We start from the raw sequence: 21,745 nt of genomic DNA, 5'->3' as shown, positions 1-21,745 counted from the left end.
TTAATATTTATACAATATGTAGTAAGAAATGATGGTATATGTGACAGGATAAGTACCCCCTTTTTACTTGACATAACATTGATTTGGGAGTAAAATTAATTTGTTGTGTTTGTACAATGAAAATTTAATAAGGAGGTGCTCCTGTGAAACCAGAATTAGTGGCTATTATAGTAGTTGCAGTCGCAGTTGTATTCTCTATTATTTCCTCAGTTATCACTTCGTTATATAGAAAGAATGTAAGTGAAAAGAAGATTGGAAATGCTGAAAGCAAAGCAAGAGAAATCATAGATGAGGCAATTAAAACAGCAGAATCTAAGAAGAAAGAAGCTTTATTAGAAGCAAAGGAAGAAAATCTCAAGACAAAGAATGAGTTAGACAAGGAAGTAAGAGAACGCAGAGCTGAGATTCAACGTTACGAAAAAAGAGTTCTTAACAAAGAAGAAACCATTGATAAAAAGATGGATAGCTATGAAAAGAAAGAAGCTACACTTAAGGTTAAAGAGGAAGAGTTAGCTGTTATGAAAGCTAAAGTTGAATCACTTAATGAGCAGCGTGTACAGGAATTAGAAAGAATCTCTGGATTAACCTCCGAACAAGCAAAAGATTATTTATTGAAAACTGTTGAAGAAGAAGTAAAACATGAAACAGCAAAATTAATCAAGGAAAATGAAGCAAGAGTAAAGGAAGAATCTGAAAAGAGAGCTAAGGACATAATTGTTAATGCAATTCAAAAATGTTCAACAGATCATGTTTCAGAAACTACAATTTCAGTTGTAAATCTTCCTAATGATGAAATGAAAGGTAGAATTATTGGTAGAGAGGGAAGAAATATTAGGACAATAGAAACTCTCACTGGTGTTGATTTGATTATAGACGATACACCTGAAGCAGTAATTCTTTCAAGTTTTGATCCAATTAGAAGAGAAGTTGCAAGAATTGCACTTGAAAAGCTGATTGTAGATGGACGTATTCATCCGGCCAGAATCGAAGAGATGGTTGAGAAAGCTCAAAAAGAAGTTGAAACAATGATTAGAGAAGAGGGTGAAGCAGCATCCTTAGAAGTTGGAGTACATGGATTACATCCTGAACTTATAAAACTCTTAGGAAGAATGAAGTTCAGAACAAGTTATGGACAGAATGCCTTAAAGCATTCAATTGAAGTTGCTCATTTATCAGGGTTGATAGCAGCTGAAATCGGATTAGATGTTCGAGTTGCTAAGAGAGCAGGTTTATTACATGATATAGGTAAATCTGTTGACCACGATATGGAAGGAACACATATTCAGTTAGGTGTTGATATTTGTAGAAAATACAAAGAATCTGCAATTGTAATTAATGCAGTTGAAGCACATCATGGTGATGTTGAACCTGAAAGCCTTATTGCCTGTGTAGTTCAGGCAGCTGATGCGATTTCAGCGTCAAGACCGGGTGCTAGAAGAGAAACACTTGAAACATACACAAACAGATTAAAACAGTTAGAAGATATTACGGACTCATTTGAAGGAGTTGAGAAGTCTTTTGCTATTCAGGCAGGAAGAGAGATTCGAGTTATGGTAGTACCTGAGAAAGTATCTGATGCTGATATGGTACTCATGGCAAGAGATATTTCTAAACAGATAGAAGCTGAGTTAGAATATCCTGGTCAGATTAAAGTTAATGTAATTCGTGAAAGCAGAGTAACAGATTATGCTAAATAGATTTTAATTACATAATCATTCGGCTATACGAAATAATACTTTATAAAATTATAAAAAAGTGCAAGTTAATTGCACTTTTTTTTTATTATGATATACTTTTACAGAAAAGATGTTGGAGGTAAATATATATGGCTAAAATTGGATTTATCGGAATGGGTAATATGGGATATGCAATGTTAAAGGGTGCTTTACGTGAATTTGATGTACAGGATATTGTATTTTATGATGTAAATGTAGATAGAATGAAGCAGGTTTCTAATGAAACTAAAGTTGATTATCTTGATTCTAATGTACATGTTGTACGTAGTGTTAAATATTTAATACTTGCGGTTAAACCTCAGTTTTATAATGATGTCTTAAAAGATATAGCAGATGAAATAGAAAAAGAAAATGTTGTTATTTCCATCGCACCGGGAATTACAATTAAACAATTGAAAGACAGAATTGGATTTGATGCAAGAATTGTTAGAGCAATGCCCAATACTCCGGCGTTAGTTGGTGAAGGTATGACAGGAGTTGCTTATAATCCTACAGAATTTAATCTGGAGGAAAAACATATTATTGAAAAGATATTTAAGGCAATTGGTAAGATGAAAATTGTTAATGAAAAACTTATGAGTGCAGTTACATGTGCTAGTGGAAGTTCACCAGCATATGTATTTATGTTTATTGAAGCACTTGCAGATGGAGCAGTAAGATGTGGTATGAGCAGACAGGATGCATATGAATTTGCAGCTCAGACAGTTTACGGCTCAGCAAAGATGGTTTTAGAAACAAAGGCACATCCGGGAATCTTAAAAGATATGGTTTGTTCGCCGGCAGGAACAACAATAGATGCTGTTAAGGTTTTAGAAGATAATGGATTTAGAAGTGCAATTATGAAAGCAACAGAAGCTTGTTTTGATAAGTGTGAAAATATAAAATAATTTGTCGTTTTTTATAAATGTCTATTTGATTTTTGAAATATGGAGTGGAGAAATATATGAAGGAGTTTAATAGAATAAATAGAGAAATTGTTTATAAAGGTGCCATAATTGATTTTTGTAAGGATACAATTATTACACCGAAGAATCATACTGTGAAATGGGATTTGATAAAACATAAAGGTGCTGCAGCAATTATTCCTGTAACGAATGATGGAAGAATAATTATGGTGAGACAGTGGAGAAATGCAGTAGACAAGTTTTCATTGGAAATTCCGGCAGGAGGTTTAGATGGAGCAAATGAACCTACTAAAGTATGTGCAGCCCGTGAACTTGAAGAGGAAACAGGTTATACATCTGAAAAAATCGAATTTTTACAGACATTAATTCCTGCAATAGCATATTCTCAGGAAAAAATAGATGTATATGTTGCTTTTAATTTAAAAGAGTCTCAGCAGAATTTCGATGAAGACGAAGATATTACATTAGAAATATATTCTGTAGAGGAATTATTAGAAAAGATTATGAAAAATGAAATTAACGATGCCAAAACTGTTTCGGCAATTTTAACATATTATAATAAGTATTGTTGTAATAAGTGATAAAATAAATGTAATTGCATATTATATAATACACTTTAATGAAGAGTGATTATATGGTAAGATGGCAGTTCTCAAAAACTAAATTTAGAATCTGTGCATTTATACTCGGAAATATTATAGGATTTATGATGTTTAGGTATTTATGGACAGATTCTTATTTTGTAAATAAATATTGTGAAAGTTTGTTGATAGATAGAAAGTTTGTTCAAATAAAATTAGATAGTATGATTTTTTTTACTATATATTACGAAATGAAAAAAATGATATTTCTAAATTTTATTGGAATAACGAAATATAGAAAATATTTTATAGATATATATATTGTTTATGTTGGTTTAACTTTTATGATTCAGTTATGTATGTTGTTGAAAAGACCTGGGTTTATTTTCATAGTATCAGTATTCATATATATATTGGAAAAAAGTCTTCAATTGCTTTATGTTCTTTTTATCGAAAAATATATGATTAATTATGAACAACAAACAAAAACAAACATAAAATATAAATGCGTTATTATGGGAAATCTCCTTTTCATAAATATAGGATTTATAGGAATTCTTAGTTCCTTTATTGCATTTATATTTAAAATTATATTTTTTTAATAAAATATTTTGACCAATATGTAGTTGATTAAAAATGAATCAAACGATATATAGTGTATTTATTGCAAAAATAATATATTTATATAATTTTGAATGTAAATAGATGCAAAAATGTGTTTGATTTTATCGTAAAAGAAATATATAATTAATAGTAATCGACTATAAAATGACACATAATATGCGACTATAAAATCTTTTGTGTGATGTTGTTTTAGGATGAATTAGGAGACGGAATATGCATTTGGAAATTGAAAAATTTATAATAAAATTGCATAAAGAAAAAGATATTTCTGAAAATACTGAATTATCATACAGAAGAGATTTGAAGAAACTTGTGGATTATTTAGAAAATAAAGGAATAGATGATTTTAAACAGATAAATGAGAGTGATTTAGTTGGATATGTTGAATGTTTGCATAAATTAGGACGTAAATCATCTACTATAACAAGATCAATAGTAAGTATAAAATCCTTTTTTAACTATCTGTTTAACGAGGGATTGGTCGAGAAAAACTATGCCTTAAAATTAGTAGCTCCTAAAATAGAAAAACATGCACCTAATGTATTGACTTTAAATCAGGTTGATGCACTTTTAAGTGCACCTAGTGGAGATACTCCAAAAGAATTGAGAGATAAAGCAATGCTAGAATTACTTTATGCTACAGGAATGAGAGTTACAGAGATTATCACATTAGAATTAAAAGATGTTAATCTTGAGTTAGAATATGTAGTTTGTCATGACAGAACAAAAGAAAGAATGATTCCATTTGGTAGCGATGCAAAAAAAGCATTAGTAATGTATCTGAGAAATGGAAGAGATTATTTGCTTGGCGATAATGAAAGTGATTGCCTGTTCCTTAATTGCTCAGGAAAAACAATGAGCAGACAGGGCTTTTGGAAAATTATAAAACAGTATGGTAATAAAGCGGAAATAGATATGGAAATCACTCCGCATGTGTTAAGACATACATTTGCAACGCATTTAATTAATAATGGTGCAGCATTAAAGTCTGTACAGGTTATGCTTGGACATTCAGATGTGTCAACAACCCATATGTATTTGAATGCTGAAAACAGGCAGATAAGGGAAGCTTATGATAGGGCACATCCTAAAGCATAGGTTATATAAAAGAGTAATTAGTATACATAAATTGAATGCAATAAATAAAACTGTGGTTGATAAAGCCATGGTTTTTATTATCCGGTAAAGTTTTAGATAGTTTAATATAGAAAAATCCGACAGTACTAAAATGTCTGTCGGATTTTTATTTCATCAAGCTTGATCAGCAATTTCGTAAATTAATTCTTTAGATAAGTCCCAACCTAAACATGGATCAGTAATAGATTTACCATATGTATGTTCAGATAATGGCTGATTTCCGTTTTCAATATAACTTTCAATCATAAGACCTTTAACGAATTTCTTCATGTCGTCAGAATGTTTTCTGTTATGCATTACTTCTTTAGCTATTCTAATCTGTTCTAAATAGTTTTTGTTTGAATTAGAATGGTTTGTATCGATAATAACTGCAGGATTTGCAAATCCCTTGTCCATATATGAATCATGTAAATTAATTAAATCTTCATAATGATAGTTAGGGATGCACTGACCGTATTGGTTTACGGCACCTCTTAATATAGCGTGTGTTAAATCGTTTCCGGATGTCTGAACGTCCCATCCTCTATAGATGAAAGAATGACCACATTGTGCAGCTTCAATTGAATTTAACATGATTGAAATATCTCCACTTGTTGGATTTTTCATTCCGACAGGAATGTCAATTCCACTTGCAGTTAAACGATGCTGCTGATCTTCAACAGATCTTGCACCAATAGCTACATATGATAAGCAATCTGAAAAATATCTGTAATTTTCAGGATATAACATTTCATCTGCTAAAGGTAACTTAGTATCTTCCATTAACTTTAAGAATAACTGTCTTATTGTGATTAACCCTTGAAGCAAATCAGGTTTCTTTTCAGGATCAGGCTGATGTAACATACCTTTATATCCCTTACCTGTTGTACGAGGTTTGTTTGTGTAAACTCTTGGAATGATAAGAAGTTTATCTTTAACTTCTTCCTGAATTTTAGCAAGTCTTGAAATGTAGTCTTCAACAGCTTCCTGATTGTCAGCTGAGCAAGGACCGATGATTAATAAAAATTTGTCAAGTTCGCCTGTGAAAACTTTGCGAATTTCTGCATCGTTTAATTCTTTTTGTTTTGCAACTTCATCTGACACCGGATACATTGTTTTGATTTCCAATGGAGTCGGAAGTTTTCTGAAAAATTCATAACTCATAATTTTGCTCTCCTTTAGTAAAAGTCGTTATAGGATGTATGGGAATAAAATTATTTCTGATTTAATCAGAATAAAAATGTTGATTAAATATAATCAACTTACTTGTTAGAAAATGCTTTTATTCAATGCATTTTTGATTAAAAATAATCAATTATAAGATAAAATTCACCATATAAGGTAATTGAAGGTTACCCATCGCTAACGCTCATTATACCATATAAATTTAATTCTTCAATAAAGAAAAAATATGCCATCATATTTTTATTTTAAAAGTAAAAGTAGTATAATAAACATATAAAATGATGTAAAAAGTTAGATTAAGATTAATTTGTCTACACATCTAGAGCGATATTTTGTTTGTGGAGGTGGTTTAAATGTTAAACAGAGTAATTTGGATTATATTAGATAGTGCAGGTATAGGTGAACTTCCGGATGCTGATAAATTTGGAGATGAAGGTGCTGACACATTTGGACATATTTATGAATCAAAAGAGGGGTTTGGACTTCCTAATTTAGAAAAACTTGGGATTGGGAATATACAAGGTGTGAATAAAAATATTAGAAATGTAGTAAATCCTGTTGGAATATATGGTAAAGCTATGGAGAAATCTAAAGGAAAGGATACAACAGTTGGTCATTGGGAAATGACGGGGATAATTACGGAGACTCCTTTTAAAGTATATCCAAATGGTTTTAATGAAAAAATAATAAATAAGTTTATAGAATCTTCAAATTTACCGGGTATATTATGTAATAAGGTTGGTTCGGGAACGAAAGTAATAGAAGAATATGGAGTCGAACATATTAAGACGAAGAAACCAATTGTATATACCTCAGCTGACAGTGTTTTTCAGGTGGCATGTCATACATCTGTTTACAGCTTGGATGAATTATATGAAATGTGTGAAAATGCCAGAAAGATTCTTTGTGGAGATGATAGCGTGGCAAGAGTAATTGCCAGACCATTTGATGGCAATCCGGGAAACTTTGTAAGAACAAGCGATAGAAGAGATTTTTCAGTTAAACCATCAGACTCTAATTTGCTTAAAATATTACAAAACAATGGAATTAGTGTTACGGCAGTTGGAAAAATAAATGATATATTTTGTGGAAGCGGAATAGAAAAGGCAATTCATACAACGGATAATATGGATGGCGTAAATAAAACATTAGATGAAATGAAAGAACTAGAAAAGGGGCTTATATTTACAAATTTAGTAGAGTTTGATTCAAAATGGGGACACAGAAGAAATGTAGAAGGTTATGGACAGGGACTTATTGATTTTGATAGCAGATTGCCTCAAATAATTGATAATTTAAGGAATAATGATTTACTTATAATTAATGCAGACCATGGCTGTGACCCTACTTTTAAAGGAACTGATCATACAAGAGAATATATTCCTGTTATTGCATATTCTAAGAATTGTAAAAATGGAGTAGATTTGGGAATATTGAATTCATTTTCTGATATTGGAGCTACAATAGCAGAAATATTTGGTGTAAAAATAAGCAATGGTGAAAGTTTTTTAAATAAAATTCTTTAGCATTGTTTTAGTTGAAAAATATAATGATTAGAGTACAAAAATGGATTTTGCTATTTGAGGATGTGTTTGCATTATTCCCATTTTTGATATTATATCATATGATTTTAGAGGATTGAACAGGAGGGTACTATATGGGAAAACAATATCATATACAGGTAGATGAAAATGACGTTGGAAGATATGTAATTCTTCCGGGAGACCCGGGCAGGTGTGAAAAAATAGCATCTCATCTAGATGATGCAAAGTTTATAAGCAGAAATAGAGAATTCGTTACGTATACAGGATATTTAGAAGGGAAAAAAGTTTCTGTTACTTCAACAGGAATTGGTGGTCCTTCAGCTGCAATAGCAATGGAAGAACTGGTTGCGTGTAAAGCGGATACATTTGTGCGTATAGGAACCTGTGGCGGAATTAACATGAAAGTAAAATCGGGAGATTGTGTTATTGCAACCGGAGCTATTAGAAATGAAGGGTTAAGTAGAGAATATGCACCAATTGAATTTCCAGCTGTTCCAGATTTTTCTATTGCAACTGCATTAGTTAATGCTTGCAAAAAAAATAAAATAGTGTATCATTGTGGAGTGGTACAATGTAAAGATTCTTTTTATGGACAGCATGCACCTGAGCGAATGCCGGTGTCTTATGAACTGCTAAATAAATGGAAAGCATGGAAACGTTTGGGAGTGCTTGCAAGTGAAATGGAATCAGCTGCATTGTATACAGTTGCAGCGACTTTAGGCGTTAGATGTGGTTCTGTGTTTAATGTAGTATGGAATCAGGAAAGAAAGAAGGCAGGATTTGTAGAAGAGGACTGTCTTAATACCGAAAAGGCTATAAAAGTTGCTGTAGATGCTATAAAAATTTTAATAGAGGAAGACAGGGATGTTAGATAACATTAAAAAAGCAAAAGAGGAATTAATTAAAGTAAAACATTTTTTTAAGGAAACTTATAATAAACATATAATTTATATGTATATTACTGTTGCATTACTAGTTAATCTTATTATTGAAATGTTGGCAAGAGGTTCTTTCCTAAAAGGAATTTTTTATCTTATTTCAAGCCCATATGTTTTTATATGTAATTCGATAATAATTTTAATGACGTTGTCAGTTACATTACTGATGAGACGAAGATTTTTTGGTATATCAATTATATCGATTGTTTGGATTATATTTGGTATAGCCAACTGTGTATTGCTATCGTATAGAGTTACACCATTTACTGCGGTAGACATGATGCTTATTGATAGTGCATTGGATGTAATGAATAAATATTTAAATACTTTTGCATACATACTTATTATAGCTTTAGCGATTTTAGCAGTTGTAGGATTAGTATTTGTTTGGATTAAAGTACCTAAAGTAAATCATAAAATTAATTATGTTCGTAACATAATAGCAATAGCAATTATATGGGTGATAGGTTTTGGCGCAATTAATTTAGGAATTGCTTCATCATTATTGTCAGCTAAATTTGGAAATCTGGCTGACAGTTACAGAGACTATGGTTTTGTTTACTGCTTTACTAACAGTTTGGTTAATACAGGTGTAGATAAGCCGGCAGACTATTCAGATAAAACAATAAAAAGTTTGACTGCAGATGTAGAAGAAACGAAGGTAAAGAAAAAGCCTAATATAATATTTTTGCAGTTAGAGTCATTTTTTGATATTAACAATATGACAAATATAACTTTTTCTGAAAATCCGGTTCCATATTTTGAAAGCCTGATGGAACAGTATCCAAGTGGATATTTAGATGTTCCAATTGTAGGTGCAGGAACTGTAAATACAGAATTTGAAGTTATGACAGGAATGAATCTGGATGATTTTGGCCCTGGTGAATATCCTTTTAAAACAATTTTAAAAGAGACAACATGTGAAAGTATAGCATATAACTTAAAGGAATATGGTTATGCTACTCATGCAATTCATGATAATACAGCAACTTTTTATAGTAGAAATGTAGTATTTTCAAATTTAGGATACGATACATTTTCAAGTATAGAAACAATGAATATTGATGACTTTACTCCTATGGGTTGGGCAAAAGATTATTTCCTTACAGATGAAATAGTTGCAGCACTTGACTCTACAGAAGGACAGGATTATATTTATACAATTTCTGTACAGGGACACGGAAGTTATCCTACTGAAGGAGACTATGATTATCCGATTACTGTAAGTGGATTAGATGATCAGGCAAAGACAAATCAGTATCAGTATTATGTTTGGCAGATAAATGAAATGGATAAATTTATACAGAAACTTGTGGAAACTCTTTCTAAGAGAGATGAAGATACAATATTAGTTATGTATGGAGATCATTTGCCAAGTTTAGGTATAACGGAATCAGAACTTGAAAATGGTGATGTATATCAGACACAGTATGTTATCTGGTCTAATTTTAAGACAAAATACGAAGACGAAGATATAGAAGCATACCAGTTACAGTCAAAAATTCTTGGCGGATTAAATATGACTGCAGGTACAATCAATAATTATACACAAAAGCACAAGAATGATGATGATTATGCAGATGGTTTACAAAATCTTGAATATGACAGCTTGTATGGGGATCATTTGCTTTATGGTGGTGATAATCCATATGTAGCAACAGATATTCAGTTTGGTCTTACAAAGGTGTCTGTTTCATCAATTTCGCCAATGAATGATGGAAGTGGAACAGTTTATATTTATGGAAAGAACTTCACAAATTATAGTAAAGTTTATATAAATGACGAAAAAGTTTCTACTGTATTTATTGATGATAGCACATTAATGATAAATTATGGCGATTTGAAAGATGGAGACAGTTTCTCTGTATACCAGCAGAATTCAGATACTCATGTGTTGAAGAAGACAGATCCGATTATTTTTGAATCGGAAAATCTGGCAATGCCACAGGAAGAAACAACAATTCCTGAGACAACCGTACCTGAAACTAAGAAAAATAGAAAGAATAAAAAAAATAAAGAATAATTTTAATGAAACTCCATTACAATGTTATATAGGTTGTAATGGAGTTTTTTATGAAGAAAATAATTATATACATACTTTGTGTTTGTCTGATGTTTACATTTATCTTTAGTAAAAGTGTCTTTGCAAAAAACAACAAAAATGAAACTGTTGAAAATTCATCAATAGAAAAAGAAATAACAGCTAAGGCGGCAGTACTGATGGAGCCTGAATCTAAAACAATTTTGGTAAACAAAAATGGGGATGAGAAATTATGTCCGGCAAGTATAACAAAAATAATGACGCTATTACTTATTTTTGAAGAATTAGAAGCGGGTAAAATTAAATTGGATGATATGGTAACGACAAGTGAACACGCAAAAAGCATGGGTGGTTCACAAGTGTTTTTGGAAACAGGAGAACAGCAAAGTGTGGAAACACTAATTAAATGTATTGTTGTTGCGTCAGGAAATGATGCCTCGGTTGCCATGGCTGAATACATAGCCGGTTCTGAAAGCGAATTTGTTGATAGAATGAATAAAAAAGCTAAAAAACTAAATATGAATAATACTAATTTCGAAGATTGTTGTGGACTTACGGATTCTGATAACCATTATTCGAGTGCAAATGATGTGGCGATTATGTCTTCAGAATTAATTACAAAATATCCGCAGATATTTAAATATTCAACAATATGGATGGAAACCATAATTCATAAAACGGATAAGGGAGAAAAGGAGTTTGTTCTGTCAAATACAAATAAATTACTTAAAACAAATGATTGCATAAAGGGGTTAAAGACAGGAAGCACATCAAAAGCAAAATATTGCGTATCTATTGTAGGACAGAAAAATGATGTCACATTGGTGTCGGTAATAATGGCAGCGCCTGACTATAAAGCAAGATTTTCTGAGTCAGAAAAACTGATTAATTATGGATTCTCAAAATGCAAATTTTATAAGGATGAAAATGTGCATAAAGGTAATGTGAAAATAAAGAATGGTAAAAAAGAATACGTAAAATCAGGGGTTAAAAATAAATTTTCATATGTAGAAATCAAGGACAGAGATATTAGCAACATTAAAAGCAAAGATAAGATTAAAACTAATATTAAGGCTCCGGTTAAAAAGGGGGATAAACTTGGTGTATGCGAATATTTTATTGACAAAGAAAAAATAGGAGAAACAGAAATAATATCGTATGAAAATGTAGAAAAGAATAATTTTATAACAGAATATTTAAAAATGTTTAAAAATGTATTTAGATGCTGCATTTAAAAATGAGTTGAAAAAATACATGAATTTATGTAAAATTAACAATGATATTAATTTGAAAGAGTAAGATACATGGAATTAGAAGTAAAACTTGAAGTGTTTGAAGGACCATTAGATTTGCTTTTGCATTTGATAGAAAAAAATAAAGTAGACATTTATGACATACCTATTGTTGAAATTACAAGACAATATTTAGAGTACGTAAGTAAATTAGCAGAAGAAAATCTTGACCTTGCCAGCGAATTTCTGGTAATGGCATCAACGTTAATTGATATAAAATGTAAAATGCTGTTGCCTAAAGAAGTTGATGAAGATGGTGAAGAAATTGATCCGAGAACAGATTTGGTTCAAAAATTAATCGAATATAAAATGTATAAATATGCAGCTATAGAACTTAAAGATATGCAGCTTTATGCGGGAAAGTCACTATATAAAGAACCGACAATTCCTGAAGAAGTTGCAAAATATCAACCGCCTGTAGATTTAGATGAAATTTTAAAGGATGTTGATTTAAATAAGTTAAAAGAAATTTTTGATACAGTAATTAAACGCCAGATAGATAAGATTGACCCTGTAAGAAGTAAATTTGGTAAAATTGAAATGGAGGAGGTCAGCCTTACTGATAAAATAACTTATGTGAAAAAAGTAGCTGTAAAAAAGCATAAATGCAGCTTTAAACAGTTGCTTGAAAACCAGACATCAAAAATGGAAGTTATAGTTACATTCCTGGCAGTATTAGAACTGATTAAAGTGGGAGAGATTAATGTAAGTCAGGAAAAGACATTTGATGATATAATTATTAGCACAAAGGAATGAGTAGGTGTAAGATTTAATGGAAACAAATAATTATGAAGCTGCCATAGAAGCAATATTATTTACTATGGGAGAATCAGTAGAAATAGATAAGATTGCAAAGGCCTTAGAATTAACTAAAGCTCAAGTTAAAAAGATTGTTGCAAATATGCAGAAGGAACTTGAAAGTGATTCAAGAGGAATTAGAATAATCGAGTTAGAAAATGCATATCAGTTATGTACTAAACCTGAAATGTATGATTATTTAATAAAAGTTGCAAAGCAACCAAGAAGACAGGTGCTTACGGATGTAATGATGGAAACACTTTCTATTATTGCATACAAGCAGCCGATTACAAAATCTGAGATTGAAAGTATCAGAGGAGTAAAAAGTGATTTTGCAGTCAATAAACTAGTTGAATACGAATTGGTTCAGGAGGTTGGAAGATTAGATACTCCGGGTAGACCGTTACTTTTTGGTACTACAGAAGAATTTTTGAGAAGGTTTGGAGTTGACTCTTCAGAAAATCTACCTGAGATTAATCCTGATGTTATAGAAGAAATAAAAGAAGAAGCAGAAAAAGAAGTTTCTCTTAAATCAAATGACTAAAAGATAAAGTAGCAAAGAAGCTGGAATATAAATCTGGCTTCTTTATTTTTTTAATTAGTATGTAAAATATGACCAGGGGGAGTTATGTCTAAAAAAAGTATTTATAGATTGATAAGTTTTTGTATAACGATAATTATCGCATGTAATATACTTTGTATTTATAAAATAAATGCTGATGAGGAAAAAGTAGTAAAATACGCAAAGTCTGCTGTTTTAATAGATGGGGACTCAGGTAGAATTTTGTATGAAAAATCTGCACACAATAAAGTGTCTGTGGCAAGCACGACTAAAATTATGACATGTATAATAGTAATCGAAAATGGAAATCTTGGTGATATGGTTACTCCGTCTGATTATGCGATAGCTATGCCAAAGGTTAAAATGCATTTAGACTCAAAAGATAAATATAAACTTGAAGACTTACTATACGCAATGATGTTAGAGTCATATAATGATGTCGCTGTAGCAGTCGCTGAGCATATAGCTGGAAGTGTTGAAAAATTTGCAGAGTTAATGAATATTAAAGCAAAAGATATTGGAATGAAGGATACAAATTTTGTTACACCAAATGGGCTTGATGCCAAAAATCAATATTCAACTGCTTACGATATGGCTCTTTTAGGCATGTATGCAACAAATAATGAACTGTTTGTAAAAATCACAAATACAAGAAACTATTCTTTTGTAAGCGAAAACGGAAGAAGAGTTTCTGTAAGTAATAAAGATGCGTTTCTAGATAAAATGAGTGATGCAATAGGTATAAAGACAGGATTTACAGGAAATGCAGGATATTGTTTTGTAGGTGCTTTAAAAAATGAAAATAAAAAACTAATTTCATGTGTTCTTGCATGTGGATGGCCACCTAATAAAGGATATAAATGGAATGACACTTTAAGCTTAATGAAATATGGTGAAAATTATAATTATAAAGAAATAGTCGATATACAGAATGATTTTGTTAAATACGATGTTAGGAATGGGGTAGAAAATATATTAAATACATATACGAATGAAAAATTTGGATTGCTGCTTAAAAATGACGATAAAGTTGATAAAAAGATAGTAATATCCAAAAAGAATGCACCAATTTTTAAGAATGAAGTTGTTGGATACGAAAATATATATGTAAATAATATTAAAATAAAAGCTATAGAGATTAAGGCAAAACATAATATTAAAAAGTATGAATTTAAATATTGTTTAAAAAAATTTTTTTTGATATTTTTTTCTTTAATTTAAATCAAATAGGTGTAGTGATATACAAGATTTTAAACGCCAATGATATAAATTAAAATGTTTTACTTTAATATTTATATGTGGTATATTTATACCAAATTTGTTTTTTAAAAATAGTATATTTTAAATAAACAAATTGAAATTAATAGATACAATCTCTTATTATTGATTATAAGTAGCAGGAAGAACAGGAGAGTTTATGAAGTTTACAAAGATGGAAGGTTGCGGAAATGATTATGTTTACGTAAACGGATTTGAAGAAAAAATTGATAATCCCAATGAAGTTGCTATAGCAGTTAGTGACAGACATTTTGGAATAGGTTCAGACGGACTTATAATAATTAATCCATCAGAAGTAGCTGATTTTAAAATGTGTATGTACAATGCTGACGGTTCAGAAGGAAAGATGTGTGGAAATGGAATCCGTTGCGTTGCAAAATATGTTTATGATTTTAACCTGACAGATAAAGATGTAATAACAGTTGAAACTTTATCAGGAATTAAGACTTTAAAATTAAATGTTGAAAATGGAAAAGTTAAAACTGTCAGAGTAAATATGGGAGCACCAATTCTTGAGTGCGATAAAGTCCCGGTTAAATATGACGATGAAAAGATGATTAATAAGCCTGTAAAGGTAGATGGAAAGACATTTAACATAACATGCGTTTCAATGGGTAATCCTCACGCAGTTACATTTATAAATGATACAGATAATCTTGAAATAGAAAAAATCGGACCTAAGTTTGAAAATAATGAAATTTTCCCAGATAAAGTAAATACGGAATTCATTCAGATTATTGATAAGAAGACAGTAAAAATGAGAGTGTGGGAAAGAGGCTCAGGTGAAACTTTTGCATGTGGAACAGGAGCTTGCGCAAGCGTAGTTGCAAGTGTGTTAAACAGGCTTACAGAAAATAAGGTAACTGTAAAACTATTAGGTGGAGAATTAGAGATTGAATATAATCAGGATGAAAATACTGTATATATGACAGGACCTGCAAGAGTTGTTTTTACGGGAGAATATGATATATAAAATGAAAGGAACATTAGACTGTTAAGTCTATGCATGGAAAATAATATGAAATTATCAGATTTACTCACAGATATAGAATATGTGCTTGTACAGGGCAATTTAGATATTGATATAAATAATATAGTGTATGATTCAAGAAAGGCACAGAAAGATGATGTGTTTGTGTGCATAAAAGGAACAGGCGTAGATGGGCATAAATTTATACCACAGACAATTGAAAAAGGAGTTACGGCTTTAATAGTTACTGATGAAGTTAAGGCCCCTGAAAATATAACTGTTGTAAAAGTTAATGACGACAGAAAAGCGCTAGCTTATATGTCTGCTGCCTATTTTGGATATCCTGCTAATAAATTAAAAACAATTGGAATAACAGGAACTAAAGGAAAGACAACAACTACATATATGATACGTCAGGTATTAGAAAGTGTTGGAATAAAAACAGGCTTAATTGGAACAATAGAAACAATTATTGGAGATAAAAAAATACCTGCAAGCAACACAACGCCTGAATCATATGTTGTACAACAAAGTTTTGCAAAGATGGTTGAAGAGGGATGCGAATGTGTTGTTATGGAAGTATCATCTCAAGGATTAAAACAAAACAGAGTTGCAGGAATTCAATTTGATTATGGAGTTTTTACAAATATAGAACCAGATCACATCGGTCCTAATGAACATGCAGATTTTAACGAATATGCACATTGTAAGGGATTGCTTTTAAAACAATGCAAACATGGAATAATAAATGCAGATGCGGACTTCTTAGATAAGATATTAGATGGTCATACATGTGATATTGAAACATACGGCATTGATAATGAATGTGATCTTAAGGCTAATGATATTGAATTGTTTACAAAACCGGGATGCTTATGCGTATCTTATAATTTATCAGGAGAATTATCATTCCCTGTAGAAATTCATATACCCGGAAAATTTAGTGTATATAATTCATTATGTGCTATTGCTATATGCAAACATTTTACTAACAGCATTGAAGATATTAAGAAGGCTTTGATTGATGTAAAAGTTAAGGGAAGAGTTGAAATTATTCCGGTTTCAAAGAGATTTACATTAATGATTGATTATGCTCATAACGCTATGAGTTTAGAAAGTTTAATTACGAGTCTTAAAGAATATAATCCGAAAAGAATAGTTACATTATTTGGCTGTGGTGGAAATCGCTCAGCTGAAAGAAGATTTGAAATGGGAGAAGTTTCATCTAAATTATCAGATTTAACAATTGTTACATCTGATAATCCTAGATTTGAAGAACCTATGGATATTATAAATGATATTATTACGGGAATTAAGAAAGCTGATGGAGAATATGTTGTAGTTCCGGATAGAAAAGAAGCAATAAAATACGCTATTGTTAATGCAAATGATGGAGATGTTATTGTTCTTGCTGGAAAAGGACATGAAGATTATCAGGAAATTAAAGGTGTAAAATATCCGATGGATGAGAGAGTTCTTATTGATGAAATTATCAATGAAGATGAAGTAAAGAAAATATTATAAATAAGACGAAAGAGAGATTGATATGTGTGGAATATGTGGATTTGCAGGAAAAGTAAATAACAGCAGAGATGTTCTTAAAACTATGATGGATAAGATAGCACACAGAGGACCGGATGATGAAGGTATGTATGTAGACAATGATGTGGCTATTGGGCATAGAAGACTTAGCATTATTGATTTAAGTCATGGCGCACAGCCTATGTATAATGAAACAGGCGATATTGCAATTGTATTTAACGGTGAAATATATAATCACTTAGAAATCAGAAAGGATTTGATTGCTAAAGGACATACATTTGCAAATGACTCTGATACAGAATGTCTTATACATGGATACGAAGAATATGGTACAGAATTACTTGGAAAATTAAGAGGAATGTTTTCTTTTGTTATCTGGGATACTAATAAAAAACTTATGTTTGGTGTAAGAGATCACTTTGGCATAAAGCCATTCTATTATTCATTGTTTAATGATAATTTTATATTTAGTTCTGAAACAAAAGCAATATTAGAATTTCCAGGATTTAAAAAAGAAGTTAATGAAGAAGCTCTTGAACAGTATTTAAGTTTTCAGTATTCTGTTCTTCCTGAAACATTCTTTAAAGGAATATATCGTCTGCCGGCAGGACATTACCTTATATTTAAAGATGGAAAACTCGAAGTCCAAAGATATTTTGATCCAATGATGGAACCGGCAGAAAGTGGAGATTTAGAAAAAACAGTAGGTGAAATTGAGAATGTTGTTAAAGATACAATTAACGCTCATATGATTGCTGATGTAGAGGTAGGTTCACTTTTGTCAAGTGGTGTTGATTCAAGTTATGTCGTTTCGGAATTTCCAGGTAAGAAGACATTTACAGTTGGATTTCTTGATAAAAACAGTAAATATAATGAAATCAGATATGCCGAAAGTCTTGTAAAAGAATTAGGCAAGGAAAATTATAATAAAACAATTGACAGTGATGAGTATTTTAATTCAATTCCTACAGTTATGTATTATATGGATGAGCCTTTAGCAGATCCCTCATGTATAGCACTTTATTTTGTTGATCAGGTCGCTGCAGAACAGATTAAAGTTGTTCTTTCAGGTGAGGGTGCTGATGAGTTCTTTGGTGGATATAATATTTATCATGAACCTTTGTCTCTTAAAGGATATCAGAAACTTCCAAAAGGACTTAGAAAAGGACTCGCAGCTATAGCTAAAAAGTTACCTGATATAAAGGGAAGAGATTTTATAATCAGAGGCAGTAAAGATGTTGAAGAAAGATTTATTGGAAATGCCAATATGTTCTCAGTTGAAGAAAGGGAAAAGTATTTGAAACATCCAATTACTCATATTCCACCTAAAGATATTGTGGCTTCAACATATAAAAAAGTAGAAGGCTTAAATGATATTGCTAAAATGCAGTATATTGATACAAATTTCTGGTTACAGGGCGACATTTTACTTAAAGCAGATAAAATGAGTATGGCTCATTGTCTTGAATCAAGAGTTCCGTTCCTTGATGTAAAAGTATTTGATTATGCAAAGAAACTTCCAATAGATTTTAGATGTAATGAAGAAGCTACAAAGAGAGCTTTTAGAATTGCAGCCAAAAGACATTTACCGGAAGCTACCGCCAATAAAAAGAAACTTGGATTCCCGGTTCCAATCAGAGTTTGGTTAAAAGAAGATAAATATTACAATAAAGTATATGAAATGTTTACAAGTGATGTTGCAAATAAATACTTCAATACAGAATTACTTGTAAAATTATTAGAAGACCACAAAGCAGACAAAGCAGATAACAGTAGAAAGATTTGGACAATTTACGTTTTCCTTGTTTGGTATAACGTATACTTTGTTGAAGAGGATTTTAAACCTATTAATGATGAATGGGTTAAAAATAGAATAAAAACTGCCTAGAAATATTTGGAAAAATAACTTGATATTTGACTGAAAACAGTATAATCTATATAAGGCAGAAATTTGGTTGTAACACACAGATTACTGTGTGTAAATTATAATAAAATGGAGGACTGATTATGAGTACAACAGCAAAAGTATCAGCAAGACAGAGAATTGAATCTATTCTTGATGATAACAGTTTTGTTGAAATTGGAGCTTTAGTTAAGGCTAGAAGTACAGATTTCAACATCAAAACCAACGATACTCCATCTGATGGTGTAATAACCGGATATGGTATTGTCAACGGTAAACTTGTGTACATTTATAGCCAGGATGCATCAGTTATTGGTGGATCAGTTGGAGAAATGCATGCAAAGAAAATAGTTAATCTTTATAATATGGCTATGAAGACAGGTGCGCCTGTAATTGGACTTGTGGACAGCACAGGTTTAAGACTTCAGGAAGCTGTTGATGGATTAAATGCATTTGGAGAAATTTACTTAAAGCAGGCAATGGCTTCAGGCGTTATTCCAATGATTACAGCAGTATTTGGTAGCTGTGGTGGTGGATTAAGCGTTGTTTCTTCAATGGGAGATTTCACATTTATGGAAGGTGAAAAGGCAGAATTATTTGTTAACTCACCTAACGCAATTAATGAAAACCGTAAAGAAGTATGTGATAGTGCTTCTGCTAAATTCCAGAGCGAAAGCGGTACAGTTGATTTTGTAGGTACAGAATCAGAAATATTTGAAGGAATCAGAGACTTAGTTTCTATACTTCCATCAAATAATGAAAAGGCTGATTATGAAGAAGAATGTGAAGACGATTTAAACAGAGCGTGTGAAGGAATGGAAAATTGCGTTGAAGATACATTAATCGCAATTTCAAATATTTCTGATAATGGTTATGTATTCGAAGTTAAAAAAGCATATGCTCCTGAAATGCTTACAGCATTTATTAAAGTAAACGGAGCAACAGTAGGTGTAGTTGCAAACAGAACAAAAGTATATGATGATGATATGAATGTTGCTGCTGAATACGAAGCTAAATTAACAGTTGGTGGATGTAAGAAGGCTGCAGAATTTGTTGAATTTTGCGATGCATTCGGAATTGCAATTTTAACATTAACAAATGTTGATGGATTTAAGGCAACAATGTGTCAGGAAAAACATGGTGCTAAAGCAACTGCTAAACTTGTATACGCATTTGCTAATGCAACAGTTCCTAAAGTAAATATTTTAATTGGAAATGCAATGGGAAGCGCATATGTTGCAATGAACAGCAAGGCAATTGGAGCAGATGTTGTTTATGCATGGCCAACAGCTAAAGTTGGAATGATGGATGCTAAGAGTGCAGTACAGATTATGTATGCTGACGAAATTGAAAAGGCAGATGATGCATCTGTAATTATCAATGAAAAGACTAAAGAATATAACGAATTACAGTCTAATGTAATGTCGGCAGCTGCCAGAGGATATGTTGACAGCATAATCGAACCTGTTGATACAAGAAAATATGTTATTGGCGCATTTGAAATGCTCTATACAAAATATGAGAATCGTCCAGGTAAAAAACACGGCACAGTATAATATAAGGAGAGAAACATGAAAAAAATAATAAAATTGTTTTGTATCGTTTCTTGTCTGATGGTATGTTTTGCAGGTTGTGGAAAAGGTGATGATAAGGCTTCTTACAATGCACAGGATGTACGTGCTTATTTAGAAACTCAGGTTGCCGATATCTCTAAGGGAGAGGAAGAACCTGTTGATGACGAAACTGCTACATTCAAAAAAGAAGAAGGAATGTATAAGTCAGCTGTAGAATCTTGGAATAAATTAGCAGACGAATGTGGTAAGGCTACAGATTCAGTTTCTGATTTTGCTATAAATGAACAGAATGGCGAATTAGCCGTAACTGAAGTGATACAGTTTGAAGATAGAAAAGTGAATATTACTTCTACATTTGAAGAAAGCGATAATGGATATATTATGACAAGCTTGTCTTTTGACCCTATTTATTCAATGGGTGAAAAAATGGAACAGGCAGCTTTAAATACAGTAATGGGAATGGGAACAGTATTTGCTGTTTTAATTTTCATTTCAGCAATTATTTCATTATTTAAATTTATTCCGTCAATCATTGATTCTTTTGGTAAAAATAAGAAATCAGAAGAAAATAAAGAAACAGCAACAGAGTCAAAGGCTTCAGTTCCTGTTGTAGAACAACCGGTATCTGATGATGCGGAACTTATTGCAGTAATTGCAGCGGCAATTGCAGCGAGCGAAAACACAACAACAGACGGATTTGTAGTTCGTTCTATAAGAAAACGCTAGATACTTATGAATTATTTAGGAGGAAATAAAATGAAGAATTATACAATTACAGTTAATGGAAATGTATATGATGTAACAGTTGAAGAAACTGGAAGCACACCAAGTGCAGCTCCAGTTAGAAAAGCAGCACCTGCAGCTAAGGCAGCTCCTGCACCTGCAGCAGCACCAGCAGCAAGCGGAGCAGAAGGTTCAGTTAAGATTACAGCACCTATGCCTGGTAAAGTTTTATCTATCAGTGCAAATGTAGGTCAGGCTGTTAAAAGAGGCGATACAGTTTTAGTATTCGAAGCAATGAAAATGGAAAACACAGTTGTAGCTCCGGAAGATGGTACAGTTGCAAGCATTAGCGTTGCAGTTGGAGACAGCTTTGAAGCAGGTGCAGTTATCGCATCATTAAACTAATGGCCTTTTAGTCAGACTTGGAGGTAAC

General features: G+C 31.7%; 19 protein-coding genes. 18 read left to right on the top strand and 1 reads right to left on the bottom strand.

Going from position 1 to position 21,745, the window contains the following annotated elements; all coding sequences use genetic code 11:
• Positions 1-143 precede the first annotated feature (143 nt).
• From rny to xerD, 5 genes are all read left to right on the top strand, one after another.
• Entirely contained in the window at positions 144-1,697 is a 1,554-nt protein-coding gene (gene rny / locus DWX29_RS02790) for a ribonuclease Y (protein WP_243053220.1), read from the top strand.
• 128 nt (positions 1,698-1,825) lie between these two features.
• A complete protein-coding gene (proC, locus tag DWX29_RS02785) occupies positions 1,826-2,623 on the top strand; it encodes a pyrroline-5-carboxylate reductase (protein ID WP_022089048.1) in 798 nt (265 codons plus the stop codon).
• A gap of 56 nt (positions 2,624-2,679) precedes the next feature.
• Complete coding sequence (locus tag DWX29_RS02780; protein ID WP_022089049.1) at positions 2,680-3,222, top strand: NUDIX hydrolase; 543 nt, start codon at positions 2,680-2,682, stop codon at positions 3,220-3,222.
• A gap of 53 nt (positions 3,223-3,275) precedes the next feature.
• On the top strand, positions 3,276-3,824 hold the full coding sequence (locus DWX29_RS02775) for a hypothetical protein (RefSeq protein ID WP_117910199.1): 549 nt from the start codon (positions 3,276-3,278) through the stop codon (positions 3,822-3,824).
• A gap of 235 nt (positions 3,825-4,059) precedes the next feature.
• Entirely contained in the window at positions 4,060-4,944 is an 885-nt protein-coding gene (gene xerD, locus DWX29_RS02770; RefSeq protein ID WP_117910200.1) for a site-specific tyrosine recombinase XerD, read from the top strand.
• A gap of 153 nt (positions 4,945-5,097) precedes the next feature.
• On the opposite strand, the gene DWX29_RS02765 is transcribed toward xerD, so the two are convergent.
• Positions 5,098-6,126, bottom strand: a complete 1,029-nt coding sequence (locus DWX29_RS02765; protein ID WP_022088356.1) for a 3-deoxy-7-phosphoheptulonate synthase — start codon at positions 6,124-6,126, stop codon at positions 5,098-5,100.
• A 374-nt stretch (positions 6,127-6,500) separates the two neighbouring features.
• Between DWX29_RS02765 and DWX29_RS02760 the strand changes: the two genes are divergently transcribed.
• The 13 genes from DWX29_RS02760 (at position 6,501) to DWX29_RS02700 (ending at position 21,717) form a co-directional block, all read left to right on the top strand.
• Positions 6,501-7,673, top strand: a complete 1,173-nt coding sequence (locus DWX29_RS02760) for a phosphopentomutase (protein WP_022088357.1) — start codon at positions 6,501-6,503, stop codon at positions 7,671-7,673.
• 131 nt (positions 7,674-7,804) lie between these two features.
• On the top strand, positions 7,805-8,566 hold the full coding sequence (udp, locus tag DWX29_RS02755) for a uridine phosphorylase (protein WP_022088358.1): 762 nt from the start codon (positions 7,805-7,807) through the stop codon (positions 8,564-8,566).
• Complete coding sequence (locus DWX29_RS02750) at positions 8,556-10,652, top strand: sulfatase-like hydrolase/transferase (protein ID WP_118565123.1); 2,097 nt, start codon at positions 8,556-8,558, stop codon at positions 10,650-10,652. Before udp ends, DWX29_RS02750 begins: the two co-directional genes overlap by 11 nt.
• Before the next feature lie 50 nt (positions 10,653-10,702).
• Positions 10,703-11,905 carry a D-alanyl-D-alanine carboxypeptidase family protein gene (locus DWX29_RS02745; RefSeq protein WP_243003019.1) on the top strand — a complete coding sequence of 401 codons (1,203 nt, stop codon included), beginning with the start codon at positions 10,703-10,705 and terminating at the stop codon, positions 11,903-11,905.
• A gap of 69 nt (positions 11,906-11,974) precedes the next feature.
• Entirely contained in the window at positions 11,975-12,718 is a 744-nt protein-coding gene (locus tag DWX29_RS02740; protein ID WP_117909494.1) for a segregation/condensation protein A, read from the top strand.
• Between the two features lie 16 nt (positions 12,719-12,734).
• Positions 12,735-13,304, top strand: coding sequence for an SMC-Scp complex subunit ScpB (gene scpB, locus DWX29_RS02735; protein WP_022088362.1), 570 nt, complete (start codon positions 12,735-12,737; stop codon positions 13,302-13,304).
• An 84-nt stretch (positions 13,305-13,388) separates the two neighbouring features.
• Positions 13,389-14,543, top strand: coding sequence for a D-alanyl-D-alanine carboxypeptidase family protein (locus DWX29_RS02730; protein WP_118565122.1), 1,155 nt, complete (start codon positions 13,389-13,391; stop codon positions 14,541-14,543).
• 196 nt (positions 14,544-14,739) lie between these two features.
• The gene (gene dapF / locus DWX29_RS02725; protein ID WP_117909490.1) at positions 14,740-15,573 is read left to right on the top strand and encodes a diaminopimelate epimerase; all 834 of its coding nucleotides are present in this window, start codon (positions 14,740-14,742) and stop codon (positions 15,571-15,573) included.
• Between the two features lie 45 nt (positions 15,574-15,618).
• Positions 15,619-17,094 carry a UDP-N-acetylmuramoyl-L-alanyl-D-glutamate--2,6-diaminopimelate ligase gene (locus tag DWX29_RS02720; RefSeq protein ID WP_022088365.1) on the top strand — a complete coding sequence of 492 codons (1,476 nt, stop codon included), beginning with the start codon at positions 15,619-15,621 and terminating at the stop codon, positions 17,092-17,094.
• Positions 17,095-17,116: 22 nt separating this feature from the next.
• Positions 17,117-19,000 (top strand): asparagine synthase (glutamine-hydrolyzing), encoded by a 1,884-nt coding sequence (gene asnB / locus DWX29_RS02715; protein WP_118565121.1) that lies wholly within the window; start codon positions 17,117-17,119, stop codon positions 18,998-19,000.
• Between the two features lie 119 nt (positions 19,001-19,119).
• Positions 19,120-20,571 (top strand): carboxyl transferase domain-containing protein, encoded by a 1,452-nt coding sequence (locus tag DWX29_RS02710; protein ID WP_117909488.1) that lies wholly within the window; start codon positions 19,120-19,122, stop codon positions 20,569-20,571.
• Positions 20,572-20,586: 15 nt separating this feature from the next.
• Positions 20,587-21,315 carry an OadG family protein gene (locus tag DWX29_RS02705; RefSeq protein WP_022088368.1) on the top strand — a complete coding sequence of 243 codons (729 nt, stop codon included), beginning with the start codon at positions 20,587-20,589 and terminating at the stop codon, positions 21,313-21,315.
• Between the two features lie 30 nt (positions 21,316-21,345).
• Positions 21,346-21,717, top strand: a complete 372-nt coding sequence (locus tag DWX29_RS02700) for a biotin/lipoyl-containing protein (RefSeq protein WP_022088369.1) — start codon at positions 21,346-21,348, stop codon at positions 21,715-21,717.
• Positions 21,718-21,745 lie beyond the last annotated feature (28 nt).

It is taken from the genome of Eubacterium sp. AF19-12LB (genome assembly GCF_003479125.1).
GTDB classification, from domain to species: Bacteria; Bacillota; Clostridia; order Lachnospirales; family Lachnospiraceae; genus Eubacterium_U; species Eubacterium_U album.
The sequence above is the reverse complement of the archived record's forward strand: the minus strand, read 5'-3'. Positions and strand labels throughout refer to the sequence as shown.

Excerpts from the sequence above, each read along its gene's own strand:
- DWX29_RS02710 (WP_117909488.1), top strand. The coding sequence starts at position 19,120 with ATGAGTACAACAGCAAAAGTATCAGCAAGACAGAGAATTGAATCTATT.
- DWX29_RS02775 (WP_117910199.1), top strand. The coding sequence starts at position 3,276 with ATGGTAAGATGGCAGTTCTCAAAAACTAAATTTAGAATCTGTGCATTT.
- DWX29_RS02760 (WP_022088357.1), top strand. The coding sequence starts at position 6,501 with ATGTTAAACAGAGTAATTTGGATTATATTAGATAGTGCAGGTATAGGT.
- DWX29_RS02750 (WP_118565123.1), top strand. The coding sequence starts at position 8,556 with ATGTTAGATAACATTAAAAAAGCAAAAGAGGAATTAATTAAAGTAAAA.
- udp (WP_022088358.1), top strand. The coding sequence starts at position 7,805 with ATGGGAAAACAATATCATATACAGGTAGATGAAAATGACGTTGGAAGA.
- dapF (WP_117909490.1), top strand. The coding sequence starts at position 14,740 with ATGAAGTTTACAAAGATGGAAGGTTGCGGAAATGATTATGTTTACGTA.
- DWX29_RS02720 (WP_022088365.1), top strand. The coding sequence starts at position 15,619 with ATGAAATTATCAGATTTACTCACAGATATAGAATATGTGCTTGTACAG.
- DWX29_RS02745 (WP_243003019.1), top strand. The coding sequence starts at position 10,703 with ATGAAGAAAATAATTATATACATACTTTGTGTTTGTCTGATGTTTACA.
- proC (WP_022089048.1), top strand. The coding sequence starts at position 1,826 with ATGGCTAAAATTGGATTTATCGGAATGGGTAATATGGGATATGCAATG.
- DWX29_RS02780 (WP_022089049.1), top strand. The coding sequence starts at position 2,680 with ATGAAGGAGTTTAATAGAATAAATAGAGAAATTGTTTATAAAGGTGCC.
- DWX29_RS02730 (WP_118565122.1), top strand. The coding sequence starts at position 13,389 with ATGTCTAAAAAAAGTATTTATAGATTGATAAGTTTTTGTATAACGATA.
- xerD (WP_117910200.1), top strand. The coding sequence starts at position 4,060 with ATGCATTTGGAAATTGAAAAATTTATAATAAAATTGCATAAAGAAAAA.
- scpB (WP_022088362.1), top strand. The coding sequence starts at position 12,735 with ATGGAAACAAATAATTATGAAGCTGCCATAGAAGCAATATTATTTACT.
- asnB (WP_118565121.1), top strand. The coding sequence starts at position 17,117 with ATGTGTGGAATATGTGGATTTGCAGGAAAAGTAAATAACAGCAGAGAT.
- DWX29_RS02700 (WP_022088369.1), top strand. The coding sequence starts at position 21,346 with ATGAAGAATTATACAATTACAGTTAATGGAAATGTATATGATGTAACA.
- DWX29_RS02705 (WP_022088368.1), top strand. The coding sequence starts at position 20,587 with ATGAAAAAAATAATAAAATTGTTTTGTATCGTTTCTTGTCTGATGGTA.
- DWX29_RS02765 (WP_022088356.1), bottom strand. The coding sequence starts at position 6,126 with ATGAGTTATGAATTTTTCAGAAAACTTCCGACTCCATTGGAAATCAAA.
- DWX29_RS02740 (WP_117909494.1), top strand. The coding sequence starts at position 11,975 with ATGGAATTAGAAGTAAAACTTGAAGTGTTTGAAGGACCATTAGATTTG.